Source organism: Streptomyces sp. NPDC042364 (assembly GCF_056437585.1).
In genome coordinates this window covers 311,485-335,939 of record NZ_JBWKAJ010000003.1, presented here as the reverse complement: position 1 = coordinate 335,939, position 24,455 = coordinate 311,485, and the positions used below count along the sequence as shown (strand labels likewise).

The following is a 24,455-nucleotide window of genomic DNA, read 5'->3' as shown; positions in this document are numbered from 1 at the left end:
AGCTGCTGCTCAGGGAGTGCGACTCGAACAAGGGGGCGGGGGTTGTACGCGGGAGTGAGGTTGCACGAGGGTTGGTCGCTTTTCGGTCAGATCCGCAGACGCTCCGCCAGTCCTGCGAAGTAGCCGCGGTGCACGGCGGTCAGGTCGACCTCCTCCGGGTCCAGGAGCCACAGCAGGTGGGCGCCCTCGATGAAGGCGGCCACCTCCGTGGCAAGCGCCGCCGGATCCAGGTCGGACCGGGCCGTGCCGTCGGCCGCCGCCCGAGTGAACAGGGCCTTCAGGTGGGCCCGCAGGGCCCGGCCCCGACCGCGGAACCAGGTGTGCAGGGCCGATCCCGGTTCCAGATTCTCGGCGGTGAGGGTGGTGTGCAGGGCGGCCAGGTCCCGTTCGGACGCGGCGGTGTGCTCGGCGTCCCGTACGAACCAGTCGAAGGCCTGGTCGAGGGTGGGCTGGGCGTCCGGGGGGACGGAGAGCCGCTCCAGGGCGCGCCGGTCGGCCTCCTCAAGGACGGCCTGGACCAGGCCGTCCTTGCTGCCGAAGTGGTGGATCAGGGCGGACGGGGAGGCGCCGGCCCGCTCGGCGATGGCGGCCACACCCGTGCCGCGTACCCCCTGCTGCGCGAACAGCTTGATCGCCGCGTCGACCATCGCGCGACGACGTGCCACGCCCCGCTTCTGCACCTGCCCCTTGACTCCGGCCATAGGGATCAGGGTGCCGGGCGGAGGTCGGGGAGTCCAACCCGAAAAAGAGGTGCGTGACCTGCGCCGAGTCATTATCTTGAACGACCATGCAGGAAAATGAGTTCCGGACCGAGGGCGAGAACGAGAACGTGACGGAGACCGAGGGCATGCCGGAGACCGAGGACATGGCGGAGAACACCTACGAGTACCTGGCCGGCCGCGAGCGGATCGTCTCCACCGACGGCATCGAGCTGTGGGCCGAGGAGTTCGGCAGCCCGGGCGACCCCACGGTGCTGCTGGTCATGGGGGCGCAGGCGTAGGGCGTGCAGTGGAACGACGGTCTGGTGCGGCGCCTGGTCGACGGGGGGCGCCGGGTCATCCGGTACGACCACCGCGACACCGGGCGCTCCTCCACCGTCGACTACGCCGCCCGCCCGTACACGGTCGCCGACATGGCGTCCGACGCGCTCGCCGTCCTGGACGCGTTCGGGGTGGAGCGCGCGCACCTCGTGGGGGCCTCCCTGGGTGGGGTCATCGCGCAGCGGATCGCCGTCACGGACCCCGGGCGGGTGCTGACCCTGACGAGCCTGTCCTCCCAGCCCCTCGGCACGGACATGGCGGCCGTGGTGCGGCGGGCCATGGAGGGCACGCCCCCGTCGCCCGGCGAACTCCCGCCTCCCAGAGCGGAGTTGCTCGCCGCACTCGCCTCCGCCTTCCCCGGTCCGGACACCGGGCCGGAGGAGTACCTCGCCCTCCGGCTGCCGCTGTGGCGGGTGCTGCACGGCCCGGTGCTGCCGTTCTCCGAGGAGGAGTACCGGGCGATGGAGCGACGGGTGTACGAGCGGGCCCGCGATCTGCTCGCCGGGTTCCACCACACGCTCGCCGGGGCCGCCGGCGGCGACTCCACGGCGGACCTCGCCTCCGTCACCGCTCCGACGCTCGTGCTGCACGGCACCGAGGACCCGATGTTCCCGCCCGCGCACGCCGAGGCGACCGCCGCCGCGATCCCGGGCGCCCGCCTGGTCATGGTCGAGGGCATGGGCCACACCCTGCCCCAGGCCCTGGACGAGCGCCTCGCCGGCGAGATCCTGCGCCACACGGCCTGAGCGCGGGAACCGCGCCGCTCACGGGAGGGCGTGGGCGCCGCGGATCAGGGACCCGGCGCCGTCGCCGCCGAGGATGCCGTCGCGGCGGAACGGGCGCGGAATGTACGGCGATACGTGTCCGGCGGCACTCCCACCGTGCGGTTGAAGTGCCGTCGGAGGGTCGTGGCCGTGCCCATGCCGGTGGCCTCCGCGACGGCGTCCACTCCGTCGTCGGTGGCCTCCAGCAACTCCTGGGCCCGGCGGATGCGTTGGGTCAGCAGCCACTGCAGCGGGGTGGTGCCGGTCGCCGCCCTGAAGTGCCGGCCCAGGTTGCGGGCGCTCATGTTCGCCCTGCGGGCCAGGTCCTCCACGGTCAGCGGCTGGTCGAGGCGTTCGAGCACCCAGGGGAGCAGTGCCCCGAGCGGATGGTCGTCGCGCGCGGGCACCGGGGTCGTGACGAACTGGGCCTGGCCGCCCGCCCGGTGCGGCGGCACGACCAGCCGCCGGGCCGCGGTGTTGGCGACCGCCGAGCCGTGGTCCAGACGCACCAGATGCAGGCAGAGATCCAGCGCGGCGGCCTTGCCCGCGGAGGTGAGCACGCTGCCGTTGTCCACGTACAGCACGTCCGGGTCGACCTCCACCTCAGGGTGGCGGGCCGCCAGCACATCGGTGTGCGCCCAGTGCGTGGTCGCGCGCCTGCCGTCCAGCAGACCGGCGGCGGCCAGCACGAACGCGCCCGTGCACAGCGAGGCCACCCGCGCGCCCGCCTCGTGGGCCGCGCGCACCGCGTCGACCAGCGCGGCGGGCGGCTCCTCGTCCACGTCGGCCCAGCCGGGGACGATCACCGTGTGCGCGGACGGGAGCCGGTCCAGGCCGTGATCGGGCTCCATCAGGAACCGGCCGACCCGCACCGCGTCCGGTCCGCAGACCGAGACGTCGTACCAGGGGCCGGGGACGCCGTCCGGCGCGGACGCGAAGATCTCGTACGCCACGGACAGTTCGAAGTGCAGCATGCCCTCGGTGACGGCCAGCGCGACAGAACTCATGTCCGGAATTGTATGGGGCGTGTCGTTCCGGACACTCACGAGGGAGCCGCCTCAGTCGCCAGGATGGTCACAGCGGAACGACGGAACGACGGAACGACGGAACGCCGGTACCCGCCTGGGCTCTTCGGGCTCGGCGACGGCGACGAACGGTGGGAGAGACGATGGGTACGGCGACGGGGCCGGGGCGGCGCACGGTGGCGGTCTTCGGTGCGTACGGGCACACCGGGCGGTTCGTGGTGGCGGAACTGAGGGCGCGGGGGTTCGTCCCGGTGGCGGTCGGGCGGGACGCGGGCAGGCTGCGGGCCCTCGCGGCCTCCGAGCCGGGGGCGACGCTCGACGCCCGGACGGCCTCGGTCGACGACGCGGCCTCGCTGGACCGCGCGCTGGCGGGCGCGGACGCGGTGATCAACTGCGCCGGGCCGTTCGCGGTGACCGCCGCCCCGGTGATCGAGGCGGCCCTGCGCGCGGGGATCCCGTACGTGGACGTGGCGGCCGAGATCGAGGCCAACGCCGACACGTTCACGCACTTCGCCGAACGCGCCCGCGCCGCCGGGGCGTTGGTCGTGCCCGCGATGGCCTTCTACGGCGGCCTCGGCGATCTGCTCGTCACGGCGGCGATGGGGGACTGGACGGCGGCCGACGAGGCGCACATCGCGTACGGGCTGAGCGGCTGGCAGCCCACGGCCGGGACCCGCGCGGCGGGCGCGGTCTCCCGGGAGCGCAGGGACGGCCGCCGGGTCCGGTACGCGAACGGGGGGCTGGAGTACCGCGACGACGCCGCGCCCGGCCTGAAGTGGTCCTTCCCCGAGCCGATGGGTACCAGGGCCGTCATCGGCGAGTTCAGCATGGCCGACATCGTCACCGTCCCCAGTCATCTCTCCATCCCCGACGTGACCACCTACATGACCGTCGAGGCCGCCGGTGAACTGGCGGACCCGGACACCCCGGCGCCCACCGCCGCCGACGAGCACGGGCGGTCCGGGCAGACCTTCCTCGTCGACGCCGTCGTACGCTCCGGCGGGGTGGAGCGGCGGGCCGTGGCGCGCGGCCGGGACATCTACGCCGTCAGCGCGCCCCTCGCGGTGGAGGCGGTGGACCGGGTCCTCACGGGGCGGACCCGCGCGACCGGTGTCGTCTCCGCCGGGGCCGCCTTCGACGCGGCCGACTTCCTGCGGGCGCTGTCCGCGCACCTCACCGTCGAACAGGTCCGGTGACGGACGACGGCCCGGGCGGCACGACGAACACGGGCTCCCGGCCGTTCGGCCGGGAGCCCGTGCGGTGCGGTGCCGGGGTTACCAGATCGCCTCGACCCACTCCGGGTGGTCGATGAACGGGTTCCGGTTGCCCTGGTAGTTGTTGTGGATGAGGTCGTTGCGGCGCTCTTCCCAGGCGTCCGGCGGGTCCTCGTCGTTCCAGGCCTTCAGCACGGAGAGGCGGCCGTGGAAGCGGGTCCCGCCGTTGTTCACGGAGTCGTTGGGCTCCAGGTCGGGCCAGCCGTCGTCTCCCTCGTAGCGGACGGCCATGTAGAGGATCATGCGGGCCACGTCGCCCTTGACGGCGTCGCGCGGCTCGAAGGAGTTCGAGTCGATGAGGCTGCCGCCGCCGTTGGTGAAGGTGCTGCCGCCGTTGTCGAAGTCGAGGTTGCCGCGCCTGGCGTTGACCTGGACGTCCTCGGCGCGCAGGTGGTGCAGGTCGGTGCCCGGTCCGGCGGAGGTGCCGAAGTCGCCGTGGGACTGGGCCCACACGTGCTCGCGGTTCCAGTTGCCGGTGCTGCCGCCGTTCAGGGACTTGCTGCGGGAGATGCCGCTGTACAGCAGTTTGACGTTGTTGCTGTTGGCGGGGTCCTGGTCGGTGACCTTCAGCGCGTTCCAGGCCGCCGAGTACGAGATGGCCGTCTGGTCGCTGATGATCGTGTGCAGCGAGGACTTCAGGGCCGTGCCGGTCTTGCCGATCGCGTTCGCGTAGTACGTGTCGTCGTACGCCGTCGTCGTCGCCGAGGCGGGGGCGGCGGTGGCCGTCGGCAGGACGAGACCGGTGAGCACGGCCGACGTCGCGAGCGCGACCGTCTTCCAACTGCGTATCCGCGCAGCAGGCATGAGGGGTTGTCCCTTCCCAGAGGGCCGCGTGGAACGAGGGGTGGTTCGGGGAGCCTCGGTCTACGCGGGTTGACTGTGTGGGTAATCGAGAGATTGGCATGGACGGGTCAGTCCATGTGTAACCGGCGGGGGGCGGTTTGGTGACGTTATCGAAAACTCGTCAATCGCCTTGCGCACAGCACTCGATGAGACCCGTGATCCAAGGGGAGACCCTCATTGACGTGCGCTGTCAGGCGTGCTGCGTGCCGTCCTGAGGGGAGGGCGAGAAAGGAGTCCGCGGAGCCGCGGGGGAGGGGGCCCGGGAGGACCCGGAGGCGGTGGCCGGCGGGGTGACGCCGTCCGGCAGGGGCATGTCCAGCAGGGTCAGGTAACCGCCGAGCTGGGTCGCCGCGTTGAGCATGGCCATGCTTCGTGCGGTCAGCTTGCGCCGCCAGTCGCCGAGGGAGGCCGCGAGGGCGTCCGTACCGCCGGCCGTGCGGATCCGCCGGACCACGGTGGCGATGTGGTCCAGCGGCAGGCCGCCCCGCCGGAGCAGATGGGCGAGTTCCGCGTCGCGGACGTCGTCGGCGCGGAAGACGCGGTACCCGGTGGCCGGGTCGCGTGCCGGGGCGAGGATGCCGACGTCCTCCCACTTCCGCAACGTGGCCGGGGTGACGCCCAGTTGACGGGCCAGCTCGCCGACGGTGCGGACACGGGCGGTACCCGGCTCCGTCGGCCCGGCGGGCCCCGAGGGCTCCGCCCTCAGGTGGTCCAGCGCCTTCCGTACCGCTTCGAGGGTCTCCCGGTCGCGCAGCAGCCGGCTGTGGCCGCGGTCGACGAGGGTCAGGGCGTCGTCGAGCGCGTCGTCGTGGAGCGCGCGCATGATGCGGCCGGCGACCGCGTGCCCGTACGCCGGGACGAGGGCGAGGAAGGCGCGCAGCGCCGCCGCGTGCACCTCGGTGTAGACGCGGTAGCCGCTGTCCGTGCGCTCGGCGGGCGGGAGGAACCCGTCCCGCTCGTAGTTGCGGACCGCCTGGGCCGAGAGGCCGTGCCCACGCGCGAGGTCGGAAGGTCGCAGGCTCGTCATGGGTTTGAGACTTTACGGCCTGGAGGGCGTGCTCTGCACGCATGATGCCGCGCCAAGTCTCAACCGAGCTTTCAAGGATACGATTGAGGCTCATGAGTCAGGACATCCGAGACTTCGTGCCCCCGTCGTGCGACCTTCTGGCGCTCGGCGAACCCACCCACCAGGAACCTGCCTTCGCACGTGTCCGCAACGACCTGTTCGCCGGGCTGGCCGAGCACGGCTTCCGTTCCATCGCCCTGGAGACCGATCGCGTGGCCGCGCTCACCGTGGACGACTTCGTCCGGGAGGGGATCGGCACCCTCGACACGGCGATGAGCGAGGGCTTCTCCCACGGCTTCGGTGAGCTGGACGGCAACAGACGGCTGATCGCGTGGATGCGCGCGTACAACGAGAGCCGGGCACCCGAGGAGCGGCTGGCGTTCCACGGCTTCGACGCCCCGCTGGAGACCATGAGCGCACCCAGCCCCCGGCCGTACCTCGAACACGCCCGCGCCTACCTGGAACACAGCCCGGTCCCCGGACAGGATCTCGACTTCGCCGACCTCGTGGGCGACGACGAGCGGTGGAGTCGCACGGAGGCGGTCCTGGACCCCGCCCGGTCGGTCGGCGGCACGGCGGACGCCGAGCGGCTGCGGGTGATCGCGGACGACATGCTCGCCGCGCTCCACGAACGGGCGCCGGAACTGATCGCGGCGACCTCGCGGGCCGAGTGGTTCCGGGCCGGAGTCCGTCTCACCGCCGTCATCGGCCTGCTGCGCTACCACCGGGAGGCGGCGCGGCGCATCGAGGAGGGCGCACGGGTGACGCGGCTGTGCGTCACCCGGGACACGCTCATGGCCCGGAACCTCCTCGACATCCGGCAGGCCGAGGCCCGCCGGGGCCCGACCCTGGTCTTCTCCCACAACCTCCACCTCCAGCGGAACCCCGGCACCCTGCGCATGGGGGACGCGGAGGTGAACTGGTACGGCGCCGGAGCCGTCGTGGGGGCCCTGGCGGGCGAGCGGTACACCTTCGTCGCCGGCAGCCTCGGCCGCAGCGAGTCCATCGCGCTGGGCGAGCCCGACCCGGACACCTACGAGGGCGGTCTGCAACGCCGGGTAGCCACCTGGGCCCTGGCCCCCGCCGCCGCGATCCCGACCGCCCGCACCCGTACCGACATCACACCCCGACAGGGATATTTCCCTCTCAACCGGGCGACTCTGGACGGTGCCGACGCGGTCCTGCACATCGCTGCGGGATGAGCGCTCCGGGCGGTCGGGTCGGGCGCGGCAAGGCAACCACCAGGGGGGGCCTTTCGTCTTCCTTTCCGGGCCTGCAACCCTGTGTACCACTTGTGACCAGCCGACCGACCCGACCCGTTCACGGGAGAGACCATGCCGTCCAGTGCGAAGAGATCCAGCCGACTGAGCGACACCATGGCCATATAAGTTGATATCCATAGCCTCGCGGGTGTTCTCGCGAATAAGCAGCGGAATAGCCTCCGCCGAATGGCGCCGCCCCAGGGTCCTGCTGTGGGCCGCGGTGTGCGTGACGGCTCTGGGATTCTTCGTCGCGCTGGAGATCGCCGCACGTCACTACGGTCTGCCGGGGCCGATCGCCAACCAGGCGCGCGAGGTGGTGTTCGCCCCCAAGTCAGGGCCGTTGCTGTACGCCAGCATGGCGTTGACGATGGTGGTGCTCACCCGGCGGCAACGGTGGATCGCGGTGGCCGTCGCCGTCGGCATCGACATCGTTTTCTTTCTGGTGCGGTGGGCAGTCGGCGCCGACATGATGTTCGGCAACGGCGCGCTGTGGGTGATTCTCGGCTGTGCCGTCATCGCCCTCACCCGCCGCACCGGCCCGGAGAGAACCCTGCTGCTGAAGGGCGTCGGGCTGGGTCTGCTGCTGGTGGCCGGCCGCAAGACCGGTGACACCTGGCTGCTCATCACGTCCAAGACCCGTCCGCTGGTGCTCGACCAGTACCTGGCCGCCGCCGACCACGCGCTGGGCAACCCGTCGTGGCTGATGGGCCGGCTGGTCCGGGCCACCGGCCCGGTCGGCACCCATCTCCTCGACTGGATCTACATCCAGCTCGCGGTGGCCGCCGTCGTCGTCGCCCTCTACCAGCTCCGCCACGTGGCGGCGGAGCGCCGCTTCCCGCGCCACCACCTGGTGCGCACCTTCCTGGTGATCGGGCTCCTCGGACCGGGCATCTACCTGATCTTCCCGGTGGTGGGGCCGGTCTTCGCCTACGGCGGCGGCGCGATGGGGACCGGCGGTGAGCAGTGGGCCCTGGCCAACCTGTGGCCGCACACGGCCCCGCCGGTCGGCGTCCCGGAACCCATGACGTACGACGGGATCACCCCGCGCAACTGCATGCCCAGCCTGCACACGGCCTGGGCCACCGCGATCTTCATCCACTCCCGCGGCGGCCCCCGGGCACTGCGGTACGCGGGCACGTTCTGGCTGGTCGCCACGCTCTGCGCGACGCTGGGCTTCGGCTACCACTACGGGGTCGACCTCATCGCCGGTGTGGTGTTCACACTCACGATCGAGGCGGCCCTGCGCACCTACGACCGCGGCTGGGACCGCTCGGGGCTCCGGCTGGTCGCCCACGGCACGGCGGTCTTCGCGGCGCTGCTGGTGTCGTACCGCTGGCTGCCGGAGGAGATGGCCAGGTATCCGTGGGTGGCCGGACCGCTTCTGATCGCGGCCATGGCCTCCGTGGTCCACGGCTACGCACGGACCGTCGGACGGTGGGAGCCGAAGGCCGCGCGGCTGCCGCGACCGGAACGGCGACTCGAACTGGTCTGAGCGGTGCGGCGGACCCGCCTCGCGCGTCGGCCGGGCGCTCCCCCGGTCGGCCGGGGCGGACCTGCTCGGCCCGTCGGCTGTGGCGGGCCCGCCTCGGCCCCTCAGCCTTAGAGCTCCGAACAGAAGTGGAGTCCGATCGGCTCGCGGCGTCTGGTGCGTGCGATCGCAAGGCGCCGGAAGCTCCTTGTGGCGGGGCTACCAGGGGCTTTCGGCAACGCGGCGAGCGTGCGTGCCAGGCGTCGCGAGCCGGGCTCTACTCTTGTTCGGAGCTCTTAAGCCGCTCGGCCAGTTCGTCGAGGTCGGACACGAACCACGTCCGGCGGTTGCGGTTGCACTCCCGGACGAAGTCCCGCAGGGCCTCGCTCGCCGTCGTGTGGCGGGAGACGTCGCCGACGACGGCGAGGCCCACGCGGTACTGGACGAACTTCTGCACGATGTCGCCGGCGACCCGGGTCCGCAGCCGGAAGAAGGCGTCGTCGAGGCGCTCGACCGGGATGGCGACCCATGCGGCGCCCTGGTAACCGGCGTCGCCGATGAGATCCAGGACGTCGCTCTCGCGGGCGATCGGCTCGCCCTCGGGGGCACACAGGAGAACGGGCACATCGTGGATGGTCCGCAGGGTGATCGTCATGGGCGTCGAGGCTACGTGGCGGACGGATCGCCGGGCCACGCGTTTCCGCCGGCCCGTGCGAGCGGGGCCCGGGAGGTGAAGGGGGCCTCGTCACCGGCCGCGGCAGAGCCCCGGGCGGCGGCGCGGCGCAGCGGGCGAGGCCGAGCGCCCTCATCCTCGTGGCGTACGAGGTACGGGGCGCGCGGGACGCGGGGTGGTGAGGTTCCCGCCCGGTGTGCGCGGCCGCCGGGGGTGAGCCGAGGGGCCTACTCGCTGTGGACGATCTGGATCAGGTTGCCGCAGGTGTCGTCCAGGATCGCCGTGGTGACGGGGCCCATCTCCAGGGGCGGCTGGGTGAAGCGTACGCCGAGCGCGCTCAGCCGGTCGTACTCGGTGTGGACGTCGTCCACGGCGAAGGAGGTGGCCGGGATGCCGTCCTCGAGCAGGGCCGCCTTGTACGGCTGTACCGCCGGGTGGCCGGAGGGTTCCAGGAGCAGCTCGGTCCCGTCGGGCTCCTCCGGTGAGACCACGGTGAGCCACCGGTCCGTGCCGCCCATGGGGACGTCGTGCTTCTTCACGAACCCCAGCACATCGGTGTAGAAGCGCAGGGCCCGCTCCTGGTCGTCGACGAAGACACTGGTGATGTGGATCCTCATGGCGTGTTCTCCGGTGCGTCGGGCCTGAGCCATCGGGTCATGATGCGCTCCAGGGGTGCGGTGTTCAGGTCGTGGAACTTGTAACGGCCCTGGCGGCGCGAGACGACGAGGCCGGCGGACTCCAGGACCGCGAGATGCTGGCTGATCGCCTGCCGCGACAGTCCCAGACCGTGTTTGGTGACCAGCCGCGCGCATATCTCGAACAGCGTCTGCCCGTCCCGTTCCACCAGCTCGTCGAGGATGCGGCGACGGGTGGGGTCGGCGAGCGCTCTGAACACATCCTCCGCCATGCCCCTCACGATAGGCAAGCAGCGACTTGCCTATCAAGGCGGCCCGGGCTCAGCCCTCGTCGACGAGACCGCCCTGGTTCTCCGGGTACACCACCGTGTACATCACGTGGCCCCCGCCCGCGACGGCCGCCTCGACGGCGTACCGGTCCCGGGCCCGCCGGTCGTCCTCGGTGAGGTCGGGGTGGACGGGGGGCGCCTCGGGGGCGGACCAGAGCTGGACCAGGTGGCGTTCGCCGTGGTCGCCGATGCCGGGTTCGGGGTCGTCGGCGTGGGAGTACAGGCGCATACGGACCCAGCCGCCGGAGGTGCCGAGGGCGGGCGGGGCGGGGAGGGGCGGCTCGTCGACCGGCCAGGCGTTCGCGGCGTCGCCCGGTGCGAGGGTGGCGAGGCACACCTCGGGGAGGCCGCTGCGCAGGCTGAGTTCCTCGGCCGGCTCCCAGCCGCCGTCGGTCTCGGCGGGCGGCGGGGCGTCGTGGATCTGGACGGTGATCCGGAGGGGGCCGGTGTCGGTGGTGGTGAGGACGACCGCGTTCTCCGCGGCGGCCGGGCCGCAACGCCAGCCGAAGGGCATCTCCTTCGGGTACCCGTAGTCGTCGGTGAAGCCGATGAGATAGCCGCTCTCGCCGAGTTCGACGGTGAACGACGACGCACGGACCAGCAAGGGTGCCTCCTGGAGCTTCCCTGACACGCGGTGCGCTCCCCGCCGAGCACGGGAACGACACCCTGTCCGGGAAGAGTGGCAGATCCGGCAGGGACTCGGGCGTCAAGGGGGTTTGCCCCAGGGGGGATTGGGGGGCCCGGCACAGTGATCTTGCCGACGGGGGCTGGGAGGGTCGGGGGACGCAAGCAACCACCCAGGGGGAACACCGATGCGCCGCACACGTCTTGCCGTGACCGCCGTCCTGCTCGCCGCCACACTCACCGGGGTCTCGGCGCCCATGGCCGCCGCCCGGCAGCCCGACCGTCCGCAATCCGACGCCGTCCAGGAGCAGTTGGATCTGCTCGTCCAGCGGGACGGGGTGCCCGGGGCGCTCGCCCACGACGGGAGGGCGACGCGTCGGGCCGGGGTCGCCGACGTGGAGTCGGGGCGGGCCATGGTCGGTCCCGGCGGCCGGTTCCGGATGGCCAGCAACACCAAGGCGTTCACGGCGACGGCGGTGATGCGTCTCGTCGCCGACGGGCGGATACGGCTCGGCGACCGGGCGGGGGCGTATGTGCCGCAGCTCGCCCTACGCGACATCACCGTACGGCAGTTGCTGATGCAGACCAGCGGGCTGCCGGAGTACGCCACGCTCGTCGACTGGAGCAGGCCCGGCACCGACGAGGAGTACCTCTCGCTCGCGCTGGCCGAGGAGCCCGTCTTCGCGCCGGGCACCGACTGGGGGTACTCCAACACCAACTACCTCGTCCTCGGCATGCTCATCGACGAGGTCTCGGGGACCGACTTCCGTACGTACGTCGAGCGCACGGTCCTGCGTCCGCTCGGCCTGGACCACACCTACTGGCCCGCGCCCGGCGAACTGACCCTGCGCGGACCGCACGCCCGCAACTACGGCATCCACCCCGCGCGACCCGAGGCCGGCCGGGTGGACGTGACCGAGCTGCCGGGGTACGAGTTCGGCGCGTCCGGCGGGCTCGTCACCACGCCCGGCGACCTCAACGCCTTCTGGGACGGCCTGTTCGGCGGCCGGCTCCTGCCCCGCTGGGCGGTGCGCCTGATGACCGGCGACACCAGTGACGTCGGCGGCCGCGACGTCTACCCGCCGGGCAGCCGCTACGGCTACGGCGTCTCCTCCATCCCCCTCAGCTGCGGCGGCGCCTACTGGGGCCACGGCGGCGACCTTCCCGGAAGCTCGGTCGCCGGCGGCCGCGCCACGGGCGGCCGGGGCACCGTGACCGTCTACACCACCACCTGGGCGGCGGCGGGCGACAGCCTCCGCCACCTCCAGGGCGCGGTGGACGCGGCCCTCTGCGCCGACGACCGCTGAGCCGGCCGGCCGCGCGCCGCAGCGGCGTTCCGTGCGGGGCGGTCGTGCGTCGCCCCCGCACTCCACCCCGTCAGATGCCGAACGGTGCCGCGTAGTGCACGGTGCCGCTCGGCAGGGGGTGGCCGGGATCCAGGGCGAGTGCCATCAGGGCCTCGTCGGGGACGTCGATGGTCAGACGGATGCCGTACCGGGAGGCGCGGCTGAAGCCGAACCGGGGGTAGTACTCCGGGTGGCCCAGGACGACGACGAAGCGTTCGCCCATCGACGCCGCGTCCCGGAGCGCGGCCCGGACGGCCGCCGCACCGGCACCGGTCTTCTGCCGGTCCGGCAGGACCGCCACCGGCCCCAGGCACAGGGCCGGAGCGGTGTCGATGTGGCAGCGGGTCAGCAGCGCGTGGCCGACGACCGTGCCGTCCTCCCCCGTGGCGACGACCGACAGGCCGTCGATCCAGCCGGCGTCGGCGCGCAGGGCCTCCACGAGGTCGGCCTCGTCGGGCCGGCCGAACGCCGCGAGGTTGACGGCGCGGACAGCGGGGATGTCCGCGCCGGTCTCGGCGCGAGTGGTCCACGAATGGGGCATGGCGGTGGGAAGTCCGTTTCGTCGGAATGCGAGGGGAGGGTGCCCGGGGACGCTAGCACCGGGTACGGACCGATGCCGGGAATTACGAACTGGCGTACAACTTTCGGTCATCCTCGCGAGTCGAGTGAGGTGGACGTGCCACGGGTGCGTCCGCTGTCACTCGAGGGGGAAACCTTAATGACTCACCGGATGTCCCGGACGCGCCGGACGTCCCGCAGAACCCGTGTGCTCGCCACGGGCACAGGGGCCGGACTCCTCGTACCGCTGACCCTCGGCCTCGCGCCGAACGCCGCCGCCGCACCGCCGCCGGTCACGTGCACGTCGGACAAGGCCGGGCTGGCCGAGAAGCTCCAGAAGGACATCGCGGCGGCGGTCGCCAAGCGCAAGGGCACGGTGGCGGTCGGGGTGTACGACCGGACGACCGACACCACCTGCACCCTGCGCGGCGGTTCCGCCTACGACTCGGCCAGCGTGGTGAAGGTGACCGTGCTCGCGGCGCTCCTCTGGGACGCCAAGAAGTCCGGCCGGTACCTCACCGACCGTGAGACCAAGCTCGCCACCGCCATGATCACCAAGTCCGACAACGCCTCCACCAGCACCCTGTGGAAGCAGCTCGGCATGACCAGGATCAAGGGTTTCCTGGCCGCCGCCAAGATGACCCAGACCAAGCCCGGCGCGGACAACTACTGGGGCCTCACCCAGATCACGGTCCGCGACGAGCAGCGGCTGCTCGCGCTCATCGCCGCGAAGAACACCGTCCTCAGCGACAACGCCCGCGCCTACATCCTGAAGTTGATGAACAAGGTCGTCTCCTCGCAGCGCTGGGGAACCCCTGCAGGGGCACCGTCCACGGTGAAGGTGCACGTCAAGAACGGCTGGCTGTCGCGGGCCACGCACGGCTGGCGGGTGCACAGCGTCGGTGTGTTCCAGGGCGGTGGCCGTGACTACCGCATCACCGTCCTCACCCACGGCAACCCGGACATGACCTACGGCGTGAACAGCATCCAGGCCGTCGCCAAGGTCATCCACAAGGACCTGGTGCCCGTGACGAGCGCGGCGACCGCGCAGCGGTACGTGCCGACCAGCGAGCCCAAGGAGGCCTTCCCGGCGGTGCCGCCCGCCGGCTGACACCCGCGGCCCGCCGGCCGGCTGACCCAGCGGCCCGCCAGCCGGCCAGCGGGCCGGCCGCCGTCGACGCCCGTCCGGCCGCCGTCGACCTCCGACCACCGTCGGCGGCGGCCCCGGGCCGGCGTCGGCCGCCCACCCGGTGCTCGTCGGCCGTCCACCGGGTGCTCGTCAGCCGCTCGTCAGCACGACGAGTCGCTTTGTCGCGCGAGTCATCGCCACATAGCGGTCCACCGCCCCCTCGACGCCCGCGCCGAAGTCCTCCGGGTCGACGAGGACGACCAGGTCGAATTCGAGGCCCTTCGACAGCTCGGGGGTCAGGGAGCGGACGCGAGGGGTCGCCCGGAACGAGGGATCGCCGATGACACAGGCGATCCCTTCGTCGTGTGCGGCGAGCCACTCGTCGAGGATCGCGTCCCGCCGGGCCGCGGCCGCGTGGAGGACGGGCACGCCGCCGCTGCGGATGGACGTCGGGACGTTGGCGTCCGGCAGCGCCGCCCGGATGACCGGCTCGGCCTCCGCCATGATCTCCGCCGGTGTGCGGTAGTTGATGCTCAGTGAGGCCAGTTCGACGCGGTCGAGGCCGACCCGCTCCAGCCTCTCCCGCCACGACTCGGTGAACCCGTGCCGGGCCTGGGCGCGGTCGCCGACGACGGTGAAGCTCCGCGACGGGCAGCGCGACAGCAGCATCTGCCACTCCGCGTCGGTCAGTTCCTGTGCCTCGTCCACGACGATGTGCGCGAACGGGCCGGCAAGCAGGTCCGGTTCGGGGACGGTCAGTTCGGACTCGTCGACCAGGCTGACCCTGGCGTCCTGGCCGCGCAGCATCACCACCAGACCCTCGCCGTCGTCCATGTCCGCGCCGGAGACGGACGCGGCCTCGATCAGGTTGTCGACGACCCGCTCCATGCGGTCGCGCTGGGCGGCGAGCACGGCCTCCTGCCGGCGCCTGCGCCGGGCCGTCTCCGGGTCACCGAGCCGCTGCCGGGCCGCGTCGAGGAGCGGCAGGTCGGACACCGTCCAGGCCTGCGGGGCCGACGTCCGCTGCAACGTCCGTACGTCGTCGGGGCCGAGCCAGGGCGCGCACCTGCGCAGATAGGCGGGGACCGTCCACAGGTCCGCGACGAGGTCGGCGGCCTCGATCAGCGGCCACGCGCGGTCGAAGGCGGCCCGCAGGTCCCGGTCCTGCCCCAGCGCCTTCCTGAGCAGGGCGGGCGAGGCCTCGTCGTCGTACCTGTCCGCCAGGATCGTGAGCAGTTCGTCCCAGACCTGCTCGCGGGCCTCGTTGTGCGGGGTGCCGGGCTCCGCCGCCGCGAACGCCTCGGCCCAGTCGTCGGCCCCCACCCACACGTCCGACCAGTGGGTCTCCACCAACAGCCCCTCGGCGGGCGGTTCCTCGTAGAACCGGACGGCCTCCTCGATCGCCCTCACCATGCCGGCGGACGCCTTCAGCCGGGCCACGTCCGGGTCGGCCTCGATGCCGGCGTCGGCGCCCTCGGCGACCAGGTCCCGCAGTACGCAGGTCCGCACGCCCTCCTCGCCGAGACCCGGCAGGACGTCGGCGACGTACGACAGGTAGGGCCGGTGCGGGCCGACGAACAGGACGCCGCCGCGGCGGTGGTTGACGCGGGGGTCGGCGTGCAGGAGATAGGCGGAGCGGTGCAGGGCGACGACCGTCTTGCCCGTGCCGGGGCCGCCGTCGACGACGAGGGCGCCACGGGAGCCCGCGCGGATGACGGCGTCCTGGTCGGCCTGGATGGTGCCGAGGACGTCCCGCATCCGCTCCGAGCGGTTGCCGGCGAGACTGGCGATGAACGCGGACTGGTCGTCGAGCGCGGCGTGCCCCTCGAACCCGTCCGAGGTGAACACCTCGTCCCAGTAGTCGCTGATCCGGCCGTCCGTCCAGCGGTACCGGCGGCGGCTCGCCAGCCCCATCGGGTTGGCGTGGGTCGCCCCGAAGAACGGCTCCGCCGCGGGCGAGCGCCAGTCGACGAGCAGCCGGCGGCCCGAACCGTCCGTGAGACCGAGCCGTCCGACGTAGACGGGCTCCGCGCCGTCCGCGCCGACCATGCGGCCGAGGCACAGATCCAGACCGAAGCGGCGCAGGGTGCGCAGCCGGGCGGTGAGCCGGTGGATCTCCGCGTCCCGGTCCATCGCCTGCCTGCCCGTGCCGCCCGGCGCCCTGCGCTCGGCCGCGAGCCGGTCGGACAGCTCGGCGACCGTCCGCTCCAGGCACTCCGCGACGGCCGCGAAGTGCCGCTCGTCACCGGCGATCAGCGCCGGGTCGGCCTTGGCGGCGAGGCGCTCGGGAAGGTCGAACGCACGGGTGGTCAGGGAACTCACTGCGGCTGACTCCGATCCGGGCCGCTGGGGACCCGCAAGTACGGCAGGGTGGGGGAGGGGCGGAAGGGCGCTCATACGGACTCGGGCGGTTCACGCACGCCGGTGGCGTCGAGCCGCGGCCTCACGGCCACCGCCGTGCGGTCGGCGCGGACGGTGATGGTGACTGTGACGGCGAGGGCCGGCCCGCCCGGGACGGTCTGCCCACCGACCGAACGGCAGGCGGCACGCCGCCCACCGTCGGCGGCTCCTCATGCCCGCGCGACCCGTACGGCAGTGACAGCACCCGCATGACACGACCCCCGTTCTTCCGTGGATGACGGCTTCGGCCGGTGATTGTGCGGGACGGAGGGGGCCTTGCCGCAAGGCCCCCCGTGCGCTATACGTTGAGAGTGGCAAGGAGTAGGTGACTCCTTGCCTTCGCTTTTTCGCGCGGCGCGCGACGGACGGATCCGGCCGACGGATTCCGGCGGTGTCGCCGTCCTCACCGGCGGGGGCGTCCCCGCCCTCACCGGCCGGCACGACGGCGTACGGCTCGTCCGCAAGCCGCTCCTCACCGCCCTCGTGAACCGCCCGAGCCCCGGCCGCCCTCGTGATCTGTCCGAGCCCCGGGCGCCACGGCCGCCGGGACGTGCCGCCCGGCGGGGCTCCTCGTCCGTCCGGGGCGCCGCCGCGTGAACCGCTGGGGGACCCTCGTCCGATGAGGGGGTGTGAGCGACATGAAGCGGGGGAGTCCGGGCGACGCCGAACTGATGCGGGCCGTCGCGGACGGTGACCGTCGCGCCTTCGAGGAGCTGTACCGCCACTACGCGCCGTGGCTCAGGCTGCGGCTGCGCGGGCGGTGCGCCGATCCGGTGCTGGTGGACGACGTGGTCCAGGAGACGTTCCTCGACGTGTGGCGGGGAGCGGCCCGCTACCACCGGGAGGGCGACGTGGCGGGCTGGCTGTGGCGGATCGGGTCGCGCCGCCTGGTGGACGCGCTGCGCGGCGACGGCGCCCGCGGCCGGCTCAGGCAGGCGCTGGCCCGGCTGCGCCACCGCGACGAGGCGTCCGCCGAGGAACAGGTGCTGGCACGGGTGCGCCACGGCGACCTGGCGGGCTCGCTCGCCGCGCTCTCGCCGGAACTGCGGGCGGTGCTCCAGGCCACGGTCATCGACGGTCTGACGACCCGTGAGGCAGCCGTCCTGCTGGGCATTCCGCCGGGCACGGTCAAGACCCGGGCCATGCGCGCCCGGAAGCAACTGCGGGAGGGCCTGGCATGAGCTGGCACACGGATGACGGGGATCTGCGGGAGTACGCCGCCGGAGTGCTGGCACCACCCCGGCTGTGGTCCGTCGAGACCCACCTCGCCGCCTGCGCCGACTGCCGGACGGCGCTCGCGGCCCGGGTTCCGGCCGCCGAGACCGACGCGGGCTGGGCCCGGCTCGACGCCGAACTGGACGCCCCGCGGCCCGGCCCCTTCGAGTCGCTGCTGGTCCGGGCCGGGGTCGCCGACCACACCGCGCGGCTGCTCGCGGCGACCCCGCTGCTGCGCGGCTCCTGGCTCGGCGCCGTGGTGCTGACCCTGCTGCTCGCGGTCTGCGTGGCGCTCGCCGCGTCACCGCTGTTGCTGCTGGCCACGGCCCCGCTGCTGCCGCTGGCGGGGGTGGCCGTGTCGTTCGGCCCGGGTCTCGACCCGACGTACGAGTCGGCCGTGGTCGCGCCCATGCACACCTTCCGGCTGCTGATGGTGCGCACGGTCGCCGTGCTCTCGACGACGACCGCACTGAGCGCGCTGGCGAGCCTCGCGCTGCCCTCGCTCGGCCTCGCGGCACTCGGCTGGCTGCTGCCGGCCCTCGCGCTGACCTCGACCGGGGTCGCGCTGACGGCCAGGCTGGGGCCCGTCCTCGCGCCCGCCCTGGTCGGCGGTGCCTGGGCCGCGCTGGTGGCGCTGAGCCGTCTGCTGGCCTCCGGCACGCCGCTGCCCTTCACCGCCGAGGGCCAGGGCGCGGCGGCGGCGGTCGCCGTGGTGGCGACGGTGCTGCTGGTGGCGGCACGCGACCGCTTCGACAGCGCGGCCCTGCCCGGTCCTTCCCTCCGATCCTTCCGACCCCTTCGATCCGCAGCCAGGAGGCTGTCATGACACGACCCACGGTCTCGGCCGCCGGCCTGACCCTGAGCTACCGCGGCACCAGGGCGGTGGACGAGGTGACACTGCGCCTCACCGAAGGCGTCACGGGCCTGCTCGGACCGAACGGCGCGGGCAAGACGACGCTGCTGCGGATCCTCGCGACGGCGACCGCGCCGGACAACGGGGCGTTCACCGTGCTGGGCCACGACCCGGGCACCGTCACCGGCCGGCAGGACGCCCGCAGGGCCCTCGGCTATCTGCCGCAGAACCCCGGCTTCCACCCGGACTTCACCGCCTTCGAGTTCGTCGACTACGTGGCGATCCTCAAGGAGCTGACGGACCGGCGGACCCGGCACGCCGAGGCCCGCCGGGTCCTCGACGCGGTCGGCCTCGGGGAGGTGCGCGGCAAGCGGATCCGGAAACTCTCCGGGGGCATGAAGCAGCGCGTGGCGCTGGCCGCCGCCCTGGTCGGCGACCCCGGCTTCCTGGTCCTGGACGAGCCCACGGTCGGACTGGACCCGGAGCAGCGGATGCGGTTCCGCGAGCTGATCGCGGAGGCCGGCGAGGGCCGCACGGTGCTGCTGTCCACCCACCAGACCGAGGACGTGGCGATGCTGTGCCACCGCGTGGTGGTCATGGACAAGGGGCGGGTGCGGTTCGACGGCACCCCGGCCGAGCTCACGGCGGTGGCCGACGGCCGGGTGTGGCGCAGCACGGAGCGGCAGCCGGGCGCCCGGGCCGGCTGGCGCACCGGCACCGGCGAGTTCCGCAACGTCGGGGACCCCCCGGAGGGGGCCCGGCTGGTCGAGCCGACGCTGGAGGACGGCTATCTGCTGGCCCTCGGCGGCGACACGGTGGCGGAGGTGGCGGCATGACGGCCCTGACCGGGACCCCGGTCACCGCACCCGCGCCGCCGGCCGGGGACGGCCGGCGGGCGGTGCTCGCGCTGGCCCGGGTGGAGGCGCGGCGCCTGCTGCTGCACCCCCTGGTACTGGTCGCGCTGGCGGGATACCTGGCGCTGCTGCTGTGGCCGGGCGGCGAGCCCGAGGACGCCTATCCCGTCCTCCATGACGTCGACCGCGAGACCCAGCTCGGCCAGCTGGTCCTCGGTCTCGCGGTGATGATCGCCGCGAACCTGGGGGTGCTGCGCTCGCACCGGCGGGGCACCGACAACTCCTTCGCGGTGCTGGTGGTGCAGCCGTGGCGGCGCACCTGCGCGCACGTCCTGTCGGTGCTGCCGACGGTGTCCGTCGGCGCGCTGATCGTGGCCGGGCAGTTCACCGCCGAGGCGCTGAAGCCCGGTGCGGTCGGCCACGCCTCGGTGTTCGAACTGGTGACCGGTCCACTGTTGATCCTGCTCCTGGCCGTCCTGGGTGTCCTGCTGGGCCGGGTGATGCGGCCGGCGTTCGTGGCCCCGCTCGCCGCGGTCGCCGTCATCGCCGCCGTCTTCGTCTTCGTGGCCGACTCCGGCAGCCCGGCCTGGCTGCGCGGCATGGCGCCCGTCGTCTTCGACGAGGGCGCCCGGCCGCTGCCGTCCGGCCTGCTCGGGCGGCCCGCGGGCTGGCACGCCCTGTATCTGCTGGCGCTCGCGGTGCTGGCGGCGGCGGGCGCGGTCAGGGTGAGCGGCGGCCGGACCAGGGCCGTGCGGGCCACCGCGCTCACGGCGCTCGGGGCGGTCGTGGCCGCCGTCGTGCTCCAGGGCACGGCACCGTCGGACGCGGTGCGCGAGGCGCGTCAGGTGGCGACCCGCGACCCGGCCGAGGTGCAGGACTGCGAGCGGCGCGGGCCGACGACGTACTGCGCCTTCCCCGAGTTCACGCCCTGGACCGACGAGTGGGCCCGGGTCACGGACCGGGTGCGGTCACTGGCGGGCGGGCCCCGCGCTCAACAGGCCCTGACCGTACGGCAGAAGGTCAACGCGCTCGACGGACCGTCGGGCATCGAAGAGCCCTTGCCCGCCGCGCCCGGCGAGGTGACGGCGAGCACGGCCTGGGGCGGCGAACGGGAGTTGGAGTTCGCGGCGAGCGTGGCCCGAGGGCTGGTCGTCGGGAACGAGCGGGACGAGGGGGCGTACTGCGACGCGCGCGGCGTGCTGACGGTGTGGCTGGCGATCCGCGCGACCCGCGACGGCGAGGCCCTGTTCGACAAGACCGGGGACGCCTACAACAGCCCCGGCGTGATCTGGGCACCCGTCACCGCGATCGCCCTGCGCGACCGCGAACTCACCGTGGTCGAGCGGCTGCTGGCCCGGCCGCAGGCGAAGGTGGGACAGGCGGTGCGGGCGCACTGGGCGGAGCTGTCCGCCCCCGGTACGACCACCGACCGCGCGGCCGCCCTGCTGGGCGTCACCGCCCCGGCCGAGACGGCCGCGGACCGGGAGTGGGGGTGCGCGTGAGGCGACGGGCGGCGGTGGCGGCGGCCCTGACACGGCCCACGGTGCGGGCGCTGCCGTGGAGACTGCTCGCCGCCGGCTGGGCACTGGGGCTGGTCGTCGCCGCCGTACCTGCCCTGTTCTCGCTGGAGCTTCCGGCTGCGGTGCTGGCGAACGTGGTGCGGGCGGCGGCCCTGTGCGGGGCGGTGGGCATGGCGTTCGCCCTGGACGATCCGGCCCGGCACACCACCGGGGTCGCCCCCGTACCGCGCCCGCTGCGGCAGACGCTGCGGGTGGCCGTGGTCTGCCTCGTGGGCGCGGTCTGGTGGGCGGCGGTCCTGGGCGTCGTACGGTCGGGCGACGCCGGGCCGTGGGCCGCGCTGCCCGCCGGGGCGCTCACGGTCGAGGCCGGGGCGCTGTCCGGGCTGGCGCTGGCGCTCGCCGGGGCGGCGGTGCGGTTCAGCGCGGTCCGGCTGCCCGGACCGGCCGTGGCCGCCGCGGTGCCGGCGGTCCCGGTCGCGGCCGCGGTGTTCCTCCCGTACGAGCATGCGCTGTTCGTGCAGCCCGGTGACCCCCGCTGGGCGGACTCCCACACGCTCTGGACCGGCATCCTGGCCGGAACGCTCCTCGTGTGGGCGGCGTGCGGCCCCGAGCCGCGCCGCCGGGCCCGCCGGGTGCCGAAGCGGGGCGGCGGTGTGCCGCGCGGGGACGGCGGCCGCTGACCCGGCGGGGCGGCCGGTGCGCGAACCGGCGGGGCCTCAGCAGTGGCGATCGCAGTCGCAGGCACTCGACGCGGTGTCCTCCAGCAGCCCGCTCTTCGCGGTGAGATAGGCCAGCTGGGCGCGGCTGTTGCTGCCCAGCAGATCGCCGGCCTTCTTCAGATGGCTGGCGACGGTCCGGGTGCTGATGCCGAGCCGGCTCGCGATGGCCGCGTCGGTGTAGCCGTCGACCATGAGCCGCAGCACATGCAGCCGGGTCTCGTCGGTGAGCAGCCGAGGGCGCTGCTGGTCGTGCTCGTACACGACCGGCTTCGCCCGCTCCCAGGCGTACTCGAAGGCCGAGACCAGGAAGTGCACCACCCCGGGGTCGGTGACCTTGAGGGCGTGGGTGCCGTGGTCCTTGCCGGTGTCGGGGATGAAGGCGACGGCACGGTCACAGATGATCATCCGGTCGAAGACCTCGTCGACGGTCCGCACCTCGACGCCCAGCTCGGTGACCTGCTTGATGTAGTCGAGCGTCGGACCGTGGGCCCGGATGGTGTGCTGGTACAGCGTGCGCTGCTTCACGCCCTTGCGGTGCGCCGTCAGCGTGCGGGGCAGCGCCTTCACCAGGACCTCCTCGGGCCGTCTGCCGCCCGGGTGCGCGGTGAGCAGTTCGTGCTTGGTGGCCTCGATCGCCTCGTCCAGCGCGGCGGTGATCACCGGTGCCGGGGTGAGCCGCTGGGACGACTCGTCGTCCCTGCGGCGGGCGGTGCGGTACACGCTCTCCGCCTGGGACATCGACGCCCGCACGGACGCCAGGGCCTGCCGCTGCTCCAGGATCAGCCGCTCCAGCGGGTGTGCCAGCGCCGCCGTCGCCACCGAGGGCGGTAGCGGAACCAGCGCGTCGGGGTCGTCCACCGCAGACGCCACCAGGCCGAACTCCCTCAAGCAGGACGGTGCTTGGGCGGCCGGAGCCCTCCCCTCCAGCAGTGCGGTGCGGTAGAACTCGAGTCCCGCGCCGCACACCTCCGCCGGTGTCTCGGCGCCCCCGCGTATGTCCGCATCACCGCACATGCATGGCCCCCTTCAGGTTTCTGCAGTGCACGATCATGACCCCTTCAATCACTTTCGGCAACCGGCCGGCCGAGGCATGCTCTTCGTGTGGACACCGGCGGGGAGCCGGAAGTCCGGAAATTCTTCAGGGGGATCAGAGAAATGACGTACCTGCGCAGACTTGCCGGCGCGCTCGCCATTGTCGCCGCCGCGGCGCTGACGCTTTCCGCCGCCTCCGGGACGGCCGACCGCGCGACGGTCGCCGGCGCCCAGGTCGCCAACGCGCCGGCCGACCCGGGCTGGCCCTAAGCCCCGTCGGGCCATCGCCGATCCGGGGGATCGGCTGATTCTTCCCACGTAAAGCCCGTGCAAAGCGGATGTGCCCCCGTGATCCGGGGGCCGTTCCCGGCCGTTCCCGGCCGTTCCCGGCCGGTCCGGTACGGGCCCCGGCGGGCGCCCGCGGCGCCCCGGCGCGGCACGGGCGGGCGTGGGGTTCTGTCACGGACCGCTGACGGGGAAACCGTCCGGCCGGATCGCCGTCCGGTGAATTCCGCATGCCGACTCCAGGTAATCCGGCTTGTCGGTTTCATATTGAACAAACGAAGGAGTCACAGGAATGACCACCGCAATCGCCGCACCGAAGTGCCTCGTGTGCGACACCGAATTCGAGGTCCAGGAGGACTGGGAAAAGGGGGAAATCACCGAGTGCACCGCCTGCGGGCAGGAGCACGAGGTCGTGGAGAAGGCCGAGAGCGGTGTACGCCTCGACCTCGCGCCCGAGGTGGAAGAGGACTGGGGCGAGTGACGACCCCCGACGAGGTCCTGCTCTCGGTGACGATGCTGCGGCCCGAGGAGAAGCTCCTTCTCGGCGCCCTGCGGGCCGAAGGGCTCGCGGCGCGGCCGTTGCTGATGGAGGATCTGGCGGGCGTCGTGGCGGGCCGCGGCGGTCCGCCCGCTCTCGCCGTGATCCGGAACCTGTCCCACCGGGACGCCGTCAGCGTGTCCCGGCGGCTGGAGTACGCCGGGACCACCACGCTCAACCGGTCGTCCGTCATCGAGGCGTGCAACGACAAGGGGCTCCAGTCGCTGCTGTTCGCGCGCCACGGCATACCGCATCCGGTGACCCGGCATGCCTTCAGCTACGACCAAGTCCGCTCGTGTGTGCGTGAGTTGGGGATGCCGGCCGTCGTCAAGCCGGTCAGCGGGTCGTGGGGGCGGGGAGTCACGAAGATGGCCAACGCCGAGTGTGTGGAGGCGTGGGCCGGGGGGCGGGAGTCCGCCGACGCCACGGGGAAGCTGTTCCCCGTCGTGGTGCAGTCCTACGTCGACAAGCCGGGACACGATCTGCGGGTCGTCGTGATCGGGCGGACTCCGGTGGTCGCGATCCAGCGGGTGTCGGAGGACTGGCGGACCAACACGCATCTGGGAGCGGAGGTCCGGCGGGTCGAGGTGACCGCCGAGATCGACAAGCTGTGCGGGCAGGTGGTGGACGCCCTGGGACCCGGGTTCTACGGGGTGGACCTCGTGGAGGACCGGAGCACCGGGGACCTGCTCGTCCTGGAGGTCAACGCGAACCCCGAGTTCGCGAAGTCCTCGGAACGGCACGGGGTGGATGTGGCGGGCCTGTACGCGGCGTACGTCGCGGAGCTGGTCTCCGTCGGCGCCCAGTAGCTCGGGGGTGCGGGTTCGTCGGCGGGTGCGGGCGGGTGGGGGCTGGTCGCGCAGTTCCCCGCGCCCCTGAAAAGCGACCGGGGCTGCGCCCCGTGCTTTTCAGGAGGGAGGGCCGCAGGCCCGTCCCTCCAGGGGCGCGGGGAACTGCGCGACCAGCCACAACGCACCCGCACCCGCCAACGCACCCCACCCAC

General features: G+C 73.1%; 27 protein-coding genes. 16 read left to right on the top strand and 11 right to left on the bottom strand.

All coding sequences use genetic code 11. The features are described from left to right. Positions 1-86: 86 nt before the first annotated feature. Positions 87-701, bottom strand: coding sequence for a TetR/AcrR family transcriptional regulator (locus AC067N_RS07995; protein WP_478678043.1), 615 nt, complete (start codon positions 699-701; stop codon positions 87-89). Between the two features lie 86 nt (positions 702-787). Here AC067N_RS07995 and AC067N_RS07990 point away from each other — a divergent pair, with 86 nt between their 5' ends. Together AC067N_RS07990 and AC067N_RS07985 are read left to right on the top strand one after the other, a co-directional pair. After that, positions 788-1,000 (top strand): hypothetical protein, encoded by a 213-nt coding sequence (locus AC067N_RS07990; protein ID WP_478678042.1) that lies wholly within the window; start codon positions 788-790, stop codon positions 998-1,000. A gap of 3 nt (positions 1,001-1,003) precedes the next feature. Then, positions 1,004-1,786, top strand: a complete 783-nt coding sequence (locus AC067N_RS07985; RefSeq protein ID WP_478678041.1) for an alpha/beta fold hydrolase — start codon at positions 1,004-1,006, stop codon at positions 1,784-1,786. A gap of 44 nt (positions 1,787-1,830) precedes the next feature. On the opposite strand, the gene AC067N_RS07980 is transcribed toward AC067N_RS07985, so the two are convergent. After that, positions 1,831-2,811, bottom strand: a complete 981-nt coding sequence (locus AC067N_RS07980) for a helix-turn-helix domain-containing protein (protein WP_478678040.1) — start codon at positions 2,809-2,811, stop codon at positions 1,831-1,833. 161 nt (positions 2,812-2,972) lie between these two features. On the opposite strand from AC067N_RS07980, the gene AC067N_RS07975 reads away from it, so the two are divergent. Beyond that, positions 2,973-4,025, top strand: a complete 1,053-nt coding sequence (locus tag AC067N_RS07975; RefSeq protein ID WP_478678039.1) for a saccharopine dehydrogenase family protein — start codon at positions 2,973-2,975, stop codon at positions 4,023-4,025. 78 nt (positions 4,026-4,103) lie between these two features. On the opposite strand, the gene AC067N_RS07970 is transcribed toward AC067N_RS07975, so the two are convergent. Together AC067N_RS07970 and AC067N_RS07965 are read right to left on the bottom strand one after the other, a co-directional pair. Further along, positions 4,104-4,907, bottom strand: coding sequence for an endonuclease I family protein (locus AC067N_RS07970; protein ID WP_478678038.1), 804 nt, complete (start codon positions 4,905-4,907; stop codon positions 4,104-4,106). 229 nt (positions 4,908-5,136) lie between these two features. Further along, on the bottom strand, positions 5,137-5,973 hold the full coding sequence (locus tag AC067N_RS07965; protein WP_478678037.1) for a TioE family transcriptional regulator: 837 nt from the start codon (positions 5,971-5,973) through the stop codon (positions 5,137-5,139). A gap of 92 nt (positions 5,974-6,065) precedes the next feature. On the opposite strand from AC067N_RS07965, the gene AC067N_RS07960 reads away from it, so the two are divergent. Both AC067N_RS07960 and AC067N_RS07955 read left to right on the top strand, forming a co-directional pair. Next, the gene (locus AC067N_RS07960) at positions 6,066-7,214 is read left to right on the top strand and encodes an erythromycin esterase family protein (protein ID WP_478678036.1); all 1,149 of its coding nucleotides are present in this window, start codon (positions 6,066-6,068) and stop codon (positions 7,212-7,214) included. A gap of 265 nt (positions 7,215-7,479) precedes the next feature. Continuing rightward, entirely contained in the window at positions 7,480-8,766 is a 1,287-nt protein-coding gene (locus AC067N_RS07955) for a phosphatase PAP2 family protein (RefSeq protein WP_478678294.1), read from the top strand. Positions 8,767-9,019: 253 nt separating this feature from the next. Here AC067N_RS07955 and AC067N_RS07950 read toward each other — a convergent pair whose 3' ends face one another. The 4 genes from AC067N_RS07950 to AC067N_RS07935 all read right to left on the bottom strand — a co-directional run bounded on the left by AC067N_RS07950 (position 9,020) and on the right by AC067N_RS07935 (position 11,010). Then, positions 9,020-9,397, bottom strand: coding sequence for a DUF4180 domain-containing protein (locus tag AC067N_RS07950; protein ID WP_478678035.1), 378 nt, complete (start codon positions 9,395-9,397; stop codon positions 9,020-9,022). Positions 9,398-9,642: 245 nt separating this feature from the next. Further along, positions 9,643-10,032 (bottom strand): VOC family protein, encoded by a 390-nt coding sequence (locus tag AC067N_RS07945; protein WP_478678034.1) that lies wholly within the window; start codon positions 10,030-10,032, stop codon positions 9,643-9,645. After that, on the bottom strand, positions 10,029-10,322 hold the full coding sequence (locus tag AC067N_RS07940; RefSeq protein ID WP_478678033.1) for an ArsR/SmtB family transcription factor: 294 nt from the start codon (positions 10,320-10,322) through the stop codon (positions 10,029-10,031). Before AC067N_RS07940 ends, AC067N_RS07945 begins: the two co-directional genes overlap by 4 nt. A 49-nt stretch (positions 10,323-10,371) precedes the next feature. Beyond that, complete coding sequence (locus AC067N_RS07935; protein WP_478678032.1) at positions 10,372-11,010, bottom strand: hypothetical protein; 639 nt, start codon at positions 11,008-11,010, stop codon at positions 10,372-10,374. Positions 11,011-11,191: 181 nt separating this feature from the next. Between AC067N_RS07935 and AC067N_RS07930 the strand changes: the two genes are divergently transcribed. Then, positions 11,192-12,310: a serine hydrolase domain-containing protein gene (locus AC067N_RS07930; protein WP_478678031.1), complete on the top strand. Its 1,119-nt coding sequence runs from the start codon at positions 11,192-11,194 to the stop codon at positions 12,308-12,310. 70 nt (positions 12,311-12,380) lie between these two features. Here the strand turns inward: AC067N_RS07930 and AC067N_RS07925 are convergent, their stop codons facing one another. Continuing rightward, complete coding sequence (locus AC067N_RS07925; RefSeq protein WP_478678030.1) at positions 12,381-12,890, bottom strand: GNAT family N-acetyltransferase; 510 nt, start codon at positions 12,888-12,890, stop codon at positions 12,381-12,383. A gap of 189 nt (positions 12,891-13,079) precedes the next feature. Between AC067N_RS07925 and AC067N_RS07920 the strand changes: the two genes are divergently transcribed. Further along, a complete protein-coding gene (locus tag AC067N_RS07920; RefSeq protein ID WP_478678029.1) occupies positions 13,080-14,018 on the top strand; it encodes a serine hydrolase in 939 nt (312 codons plus the stop codon). Between the two features lie 168 nt (positions 14,019-14,186). Here the strand turns inward: AC067N_RS07920 and helR are convergent, their stop codons facing one another. Then, on the bottom strand, positions 14,187-16,358 hold the full coding sequence (helR, locus tag AC067N_RS07915; RefSeq protein WP_478678028.1) for an RNA polymerase recycling motor ATPase HelR: 2,172 nt from the start codon (positions 16,356-16,358) through the stop codon (positions 14,187-14,189). 411 nt (positions 16,359-16,769) lie between these two features. Here helR and AC067N_RS07910 point away from each other — a divergent pair, with 411 nt between their 5' ends. The 6 genes from AC067N_RS07910 to AC067N_RS07885 are packed head-to-tail and all read left to right on the top strand — an operon-like array spanning position 16,770 to position 21,558. After that, entirely contained in the window at positions 16,770-17,033 is a 264-nt protein-coding gene (locus tag AC067N_RS07910) for a hypothetical protein (protein WP_478678027.1), read from the top strand. Positions 17,034-17,074: 41 nt separating this feature from the next. After that, positions 17,075-17,617 carry an RNA polymerase sigma factor gene (locus tag AC067N_RS07905; protein WP_478678293.1) on the top strand — a complete coding sequence of 181 codons (543 nt, stop codon included), beginning with the start codon at positions 17,075-17,077 and terminating at the stop codon, positions 17,615-17,617. Continuing rightward, a complete protein-coding gene (locus tag AC067N_RS07900; protein WP_478678026.1) occupies positions 17,614-18,477 on the top strand; it encodes a cupin domain-containing protein in 864 nt (287 codons plus the stop codon). Before AC067N_RS07905 ends, AC067N_RS07900 begins: the two co-directional genes overlap by 4 nt. Next, positions 18,474-19,340: an ABC transporter ATP-binding protein gene (locus AC067N_RS07895; RefSeq protein WP_478678025.1), complete on the top strand. Its 867-nt coding sequence runs from the start codon at positions 18,474-18,476 to the stop codon at positions 19,338-19,340. The genes AC067N_RS07900 and AC067N_RS07895 overlap by 4 nt, the downstream gene beginning before the upstream one ends. Beyond that, the gene (locus tag AC067N_RS07890; protein WP_478678024.1) at positions 19,337-20,860 is read left to right on the top strand and encodes an ABC transporter permease; all 1,524 of its coding nucleotides are present in this window, start codon (positions 19,337-19,339) and stop codon (positions 20,858-20,860) included. The genes AC067N_RS07895 and AC067N_RS07890 overlap by 4 nt, the downstream gene beginning before the upstream one ends. Further along, complete coding sequence (locus AC067N_RS07885) at positions 20,851-21,558, top strand: ABC transporter (RefSeq protein ID WP_478678023.1); 708 nt, start codon at positions 20,851-20,853, stop codon at positions 21,556-21,558. The genes AC067N_RS07890 and AC067N_RS07885 overlap by 10 nt, the downstream gene beginning before the upstream one ends. Positions 21,559-21,594: 36 nt before the next feature. On the opposite strand, the gene AC067N_RS07880 is transcribed toward AC067N_RS07885, so the two are convergent. Further along, positions 21,595-22,611 (bottom strand): helix-turn-helix transcriptional regulator, encoded by a 1,017-nt coding sequence (locus AC067N_RS07880; protein WP_478678022.1) that lies wholly within the window; start codon positions 22,609-22,611, stop codon positions 21,595-21,597. Positions 22,612-22,698: 87 nt separating this feature from the next. Here AC067N_RS07880 and AC067N_RS07875 point away from each other — a divergent pair, with 87 nt between their 5' ends. The 3 genes from AC067N_RS07875 (at position 22,699) to AC067N_RS07865 (ending at position 24,261) form a co-directional block, all read left to right on the top strand. Beyond that, positions 22,699-22,899, top strand: a complete 201-nt coding sequence (locus AC067N_RS07875; protein ID WP_478678021.1) for a hypothetical protein — start codon at positions 22,699-22,701, stop codon at positions 22,897-22,899. Between the two features lie 307 nt (positions 22,900-23,206). Beyond that, on the top strand, positions 23,207-23,395 hold the full coding sequence (locus AC067N_RS07870; RefSeq protein ID WP_468071186.1) for a lysine biosynthesis protein LysW: 189 nt from the start codon (positions 23,207-23,209) through the stop codon (positions 23,393-23,395). Beyond that, positions 23,392-24,261 carry a RimK family alpha-L-glutamate ligase gene (locus AC067N_RS07865; protein ID WP_478678020.1) on the top strand — a complete coding sequence of 290 codons (870 nt, stop codon included), beginning with the start codon at positions 23,392-23,394 and terminating at the stop codon, positions 24,259-24,261. Before AC067N_RS07870 ends, AC067N_RS07865 begins: the two co-directional genes overlap by 4 nt. Positions 24,262-24,455 lie beyond the last annotated feature (194 nt).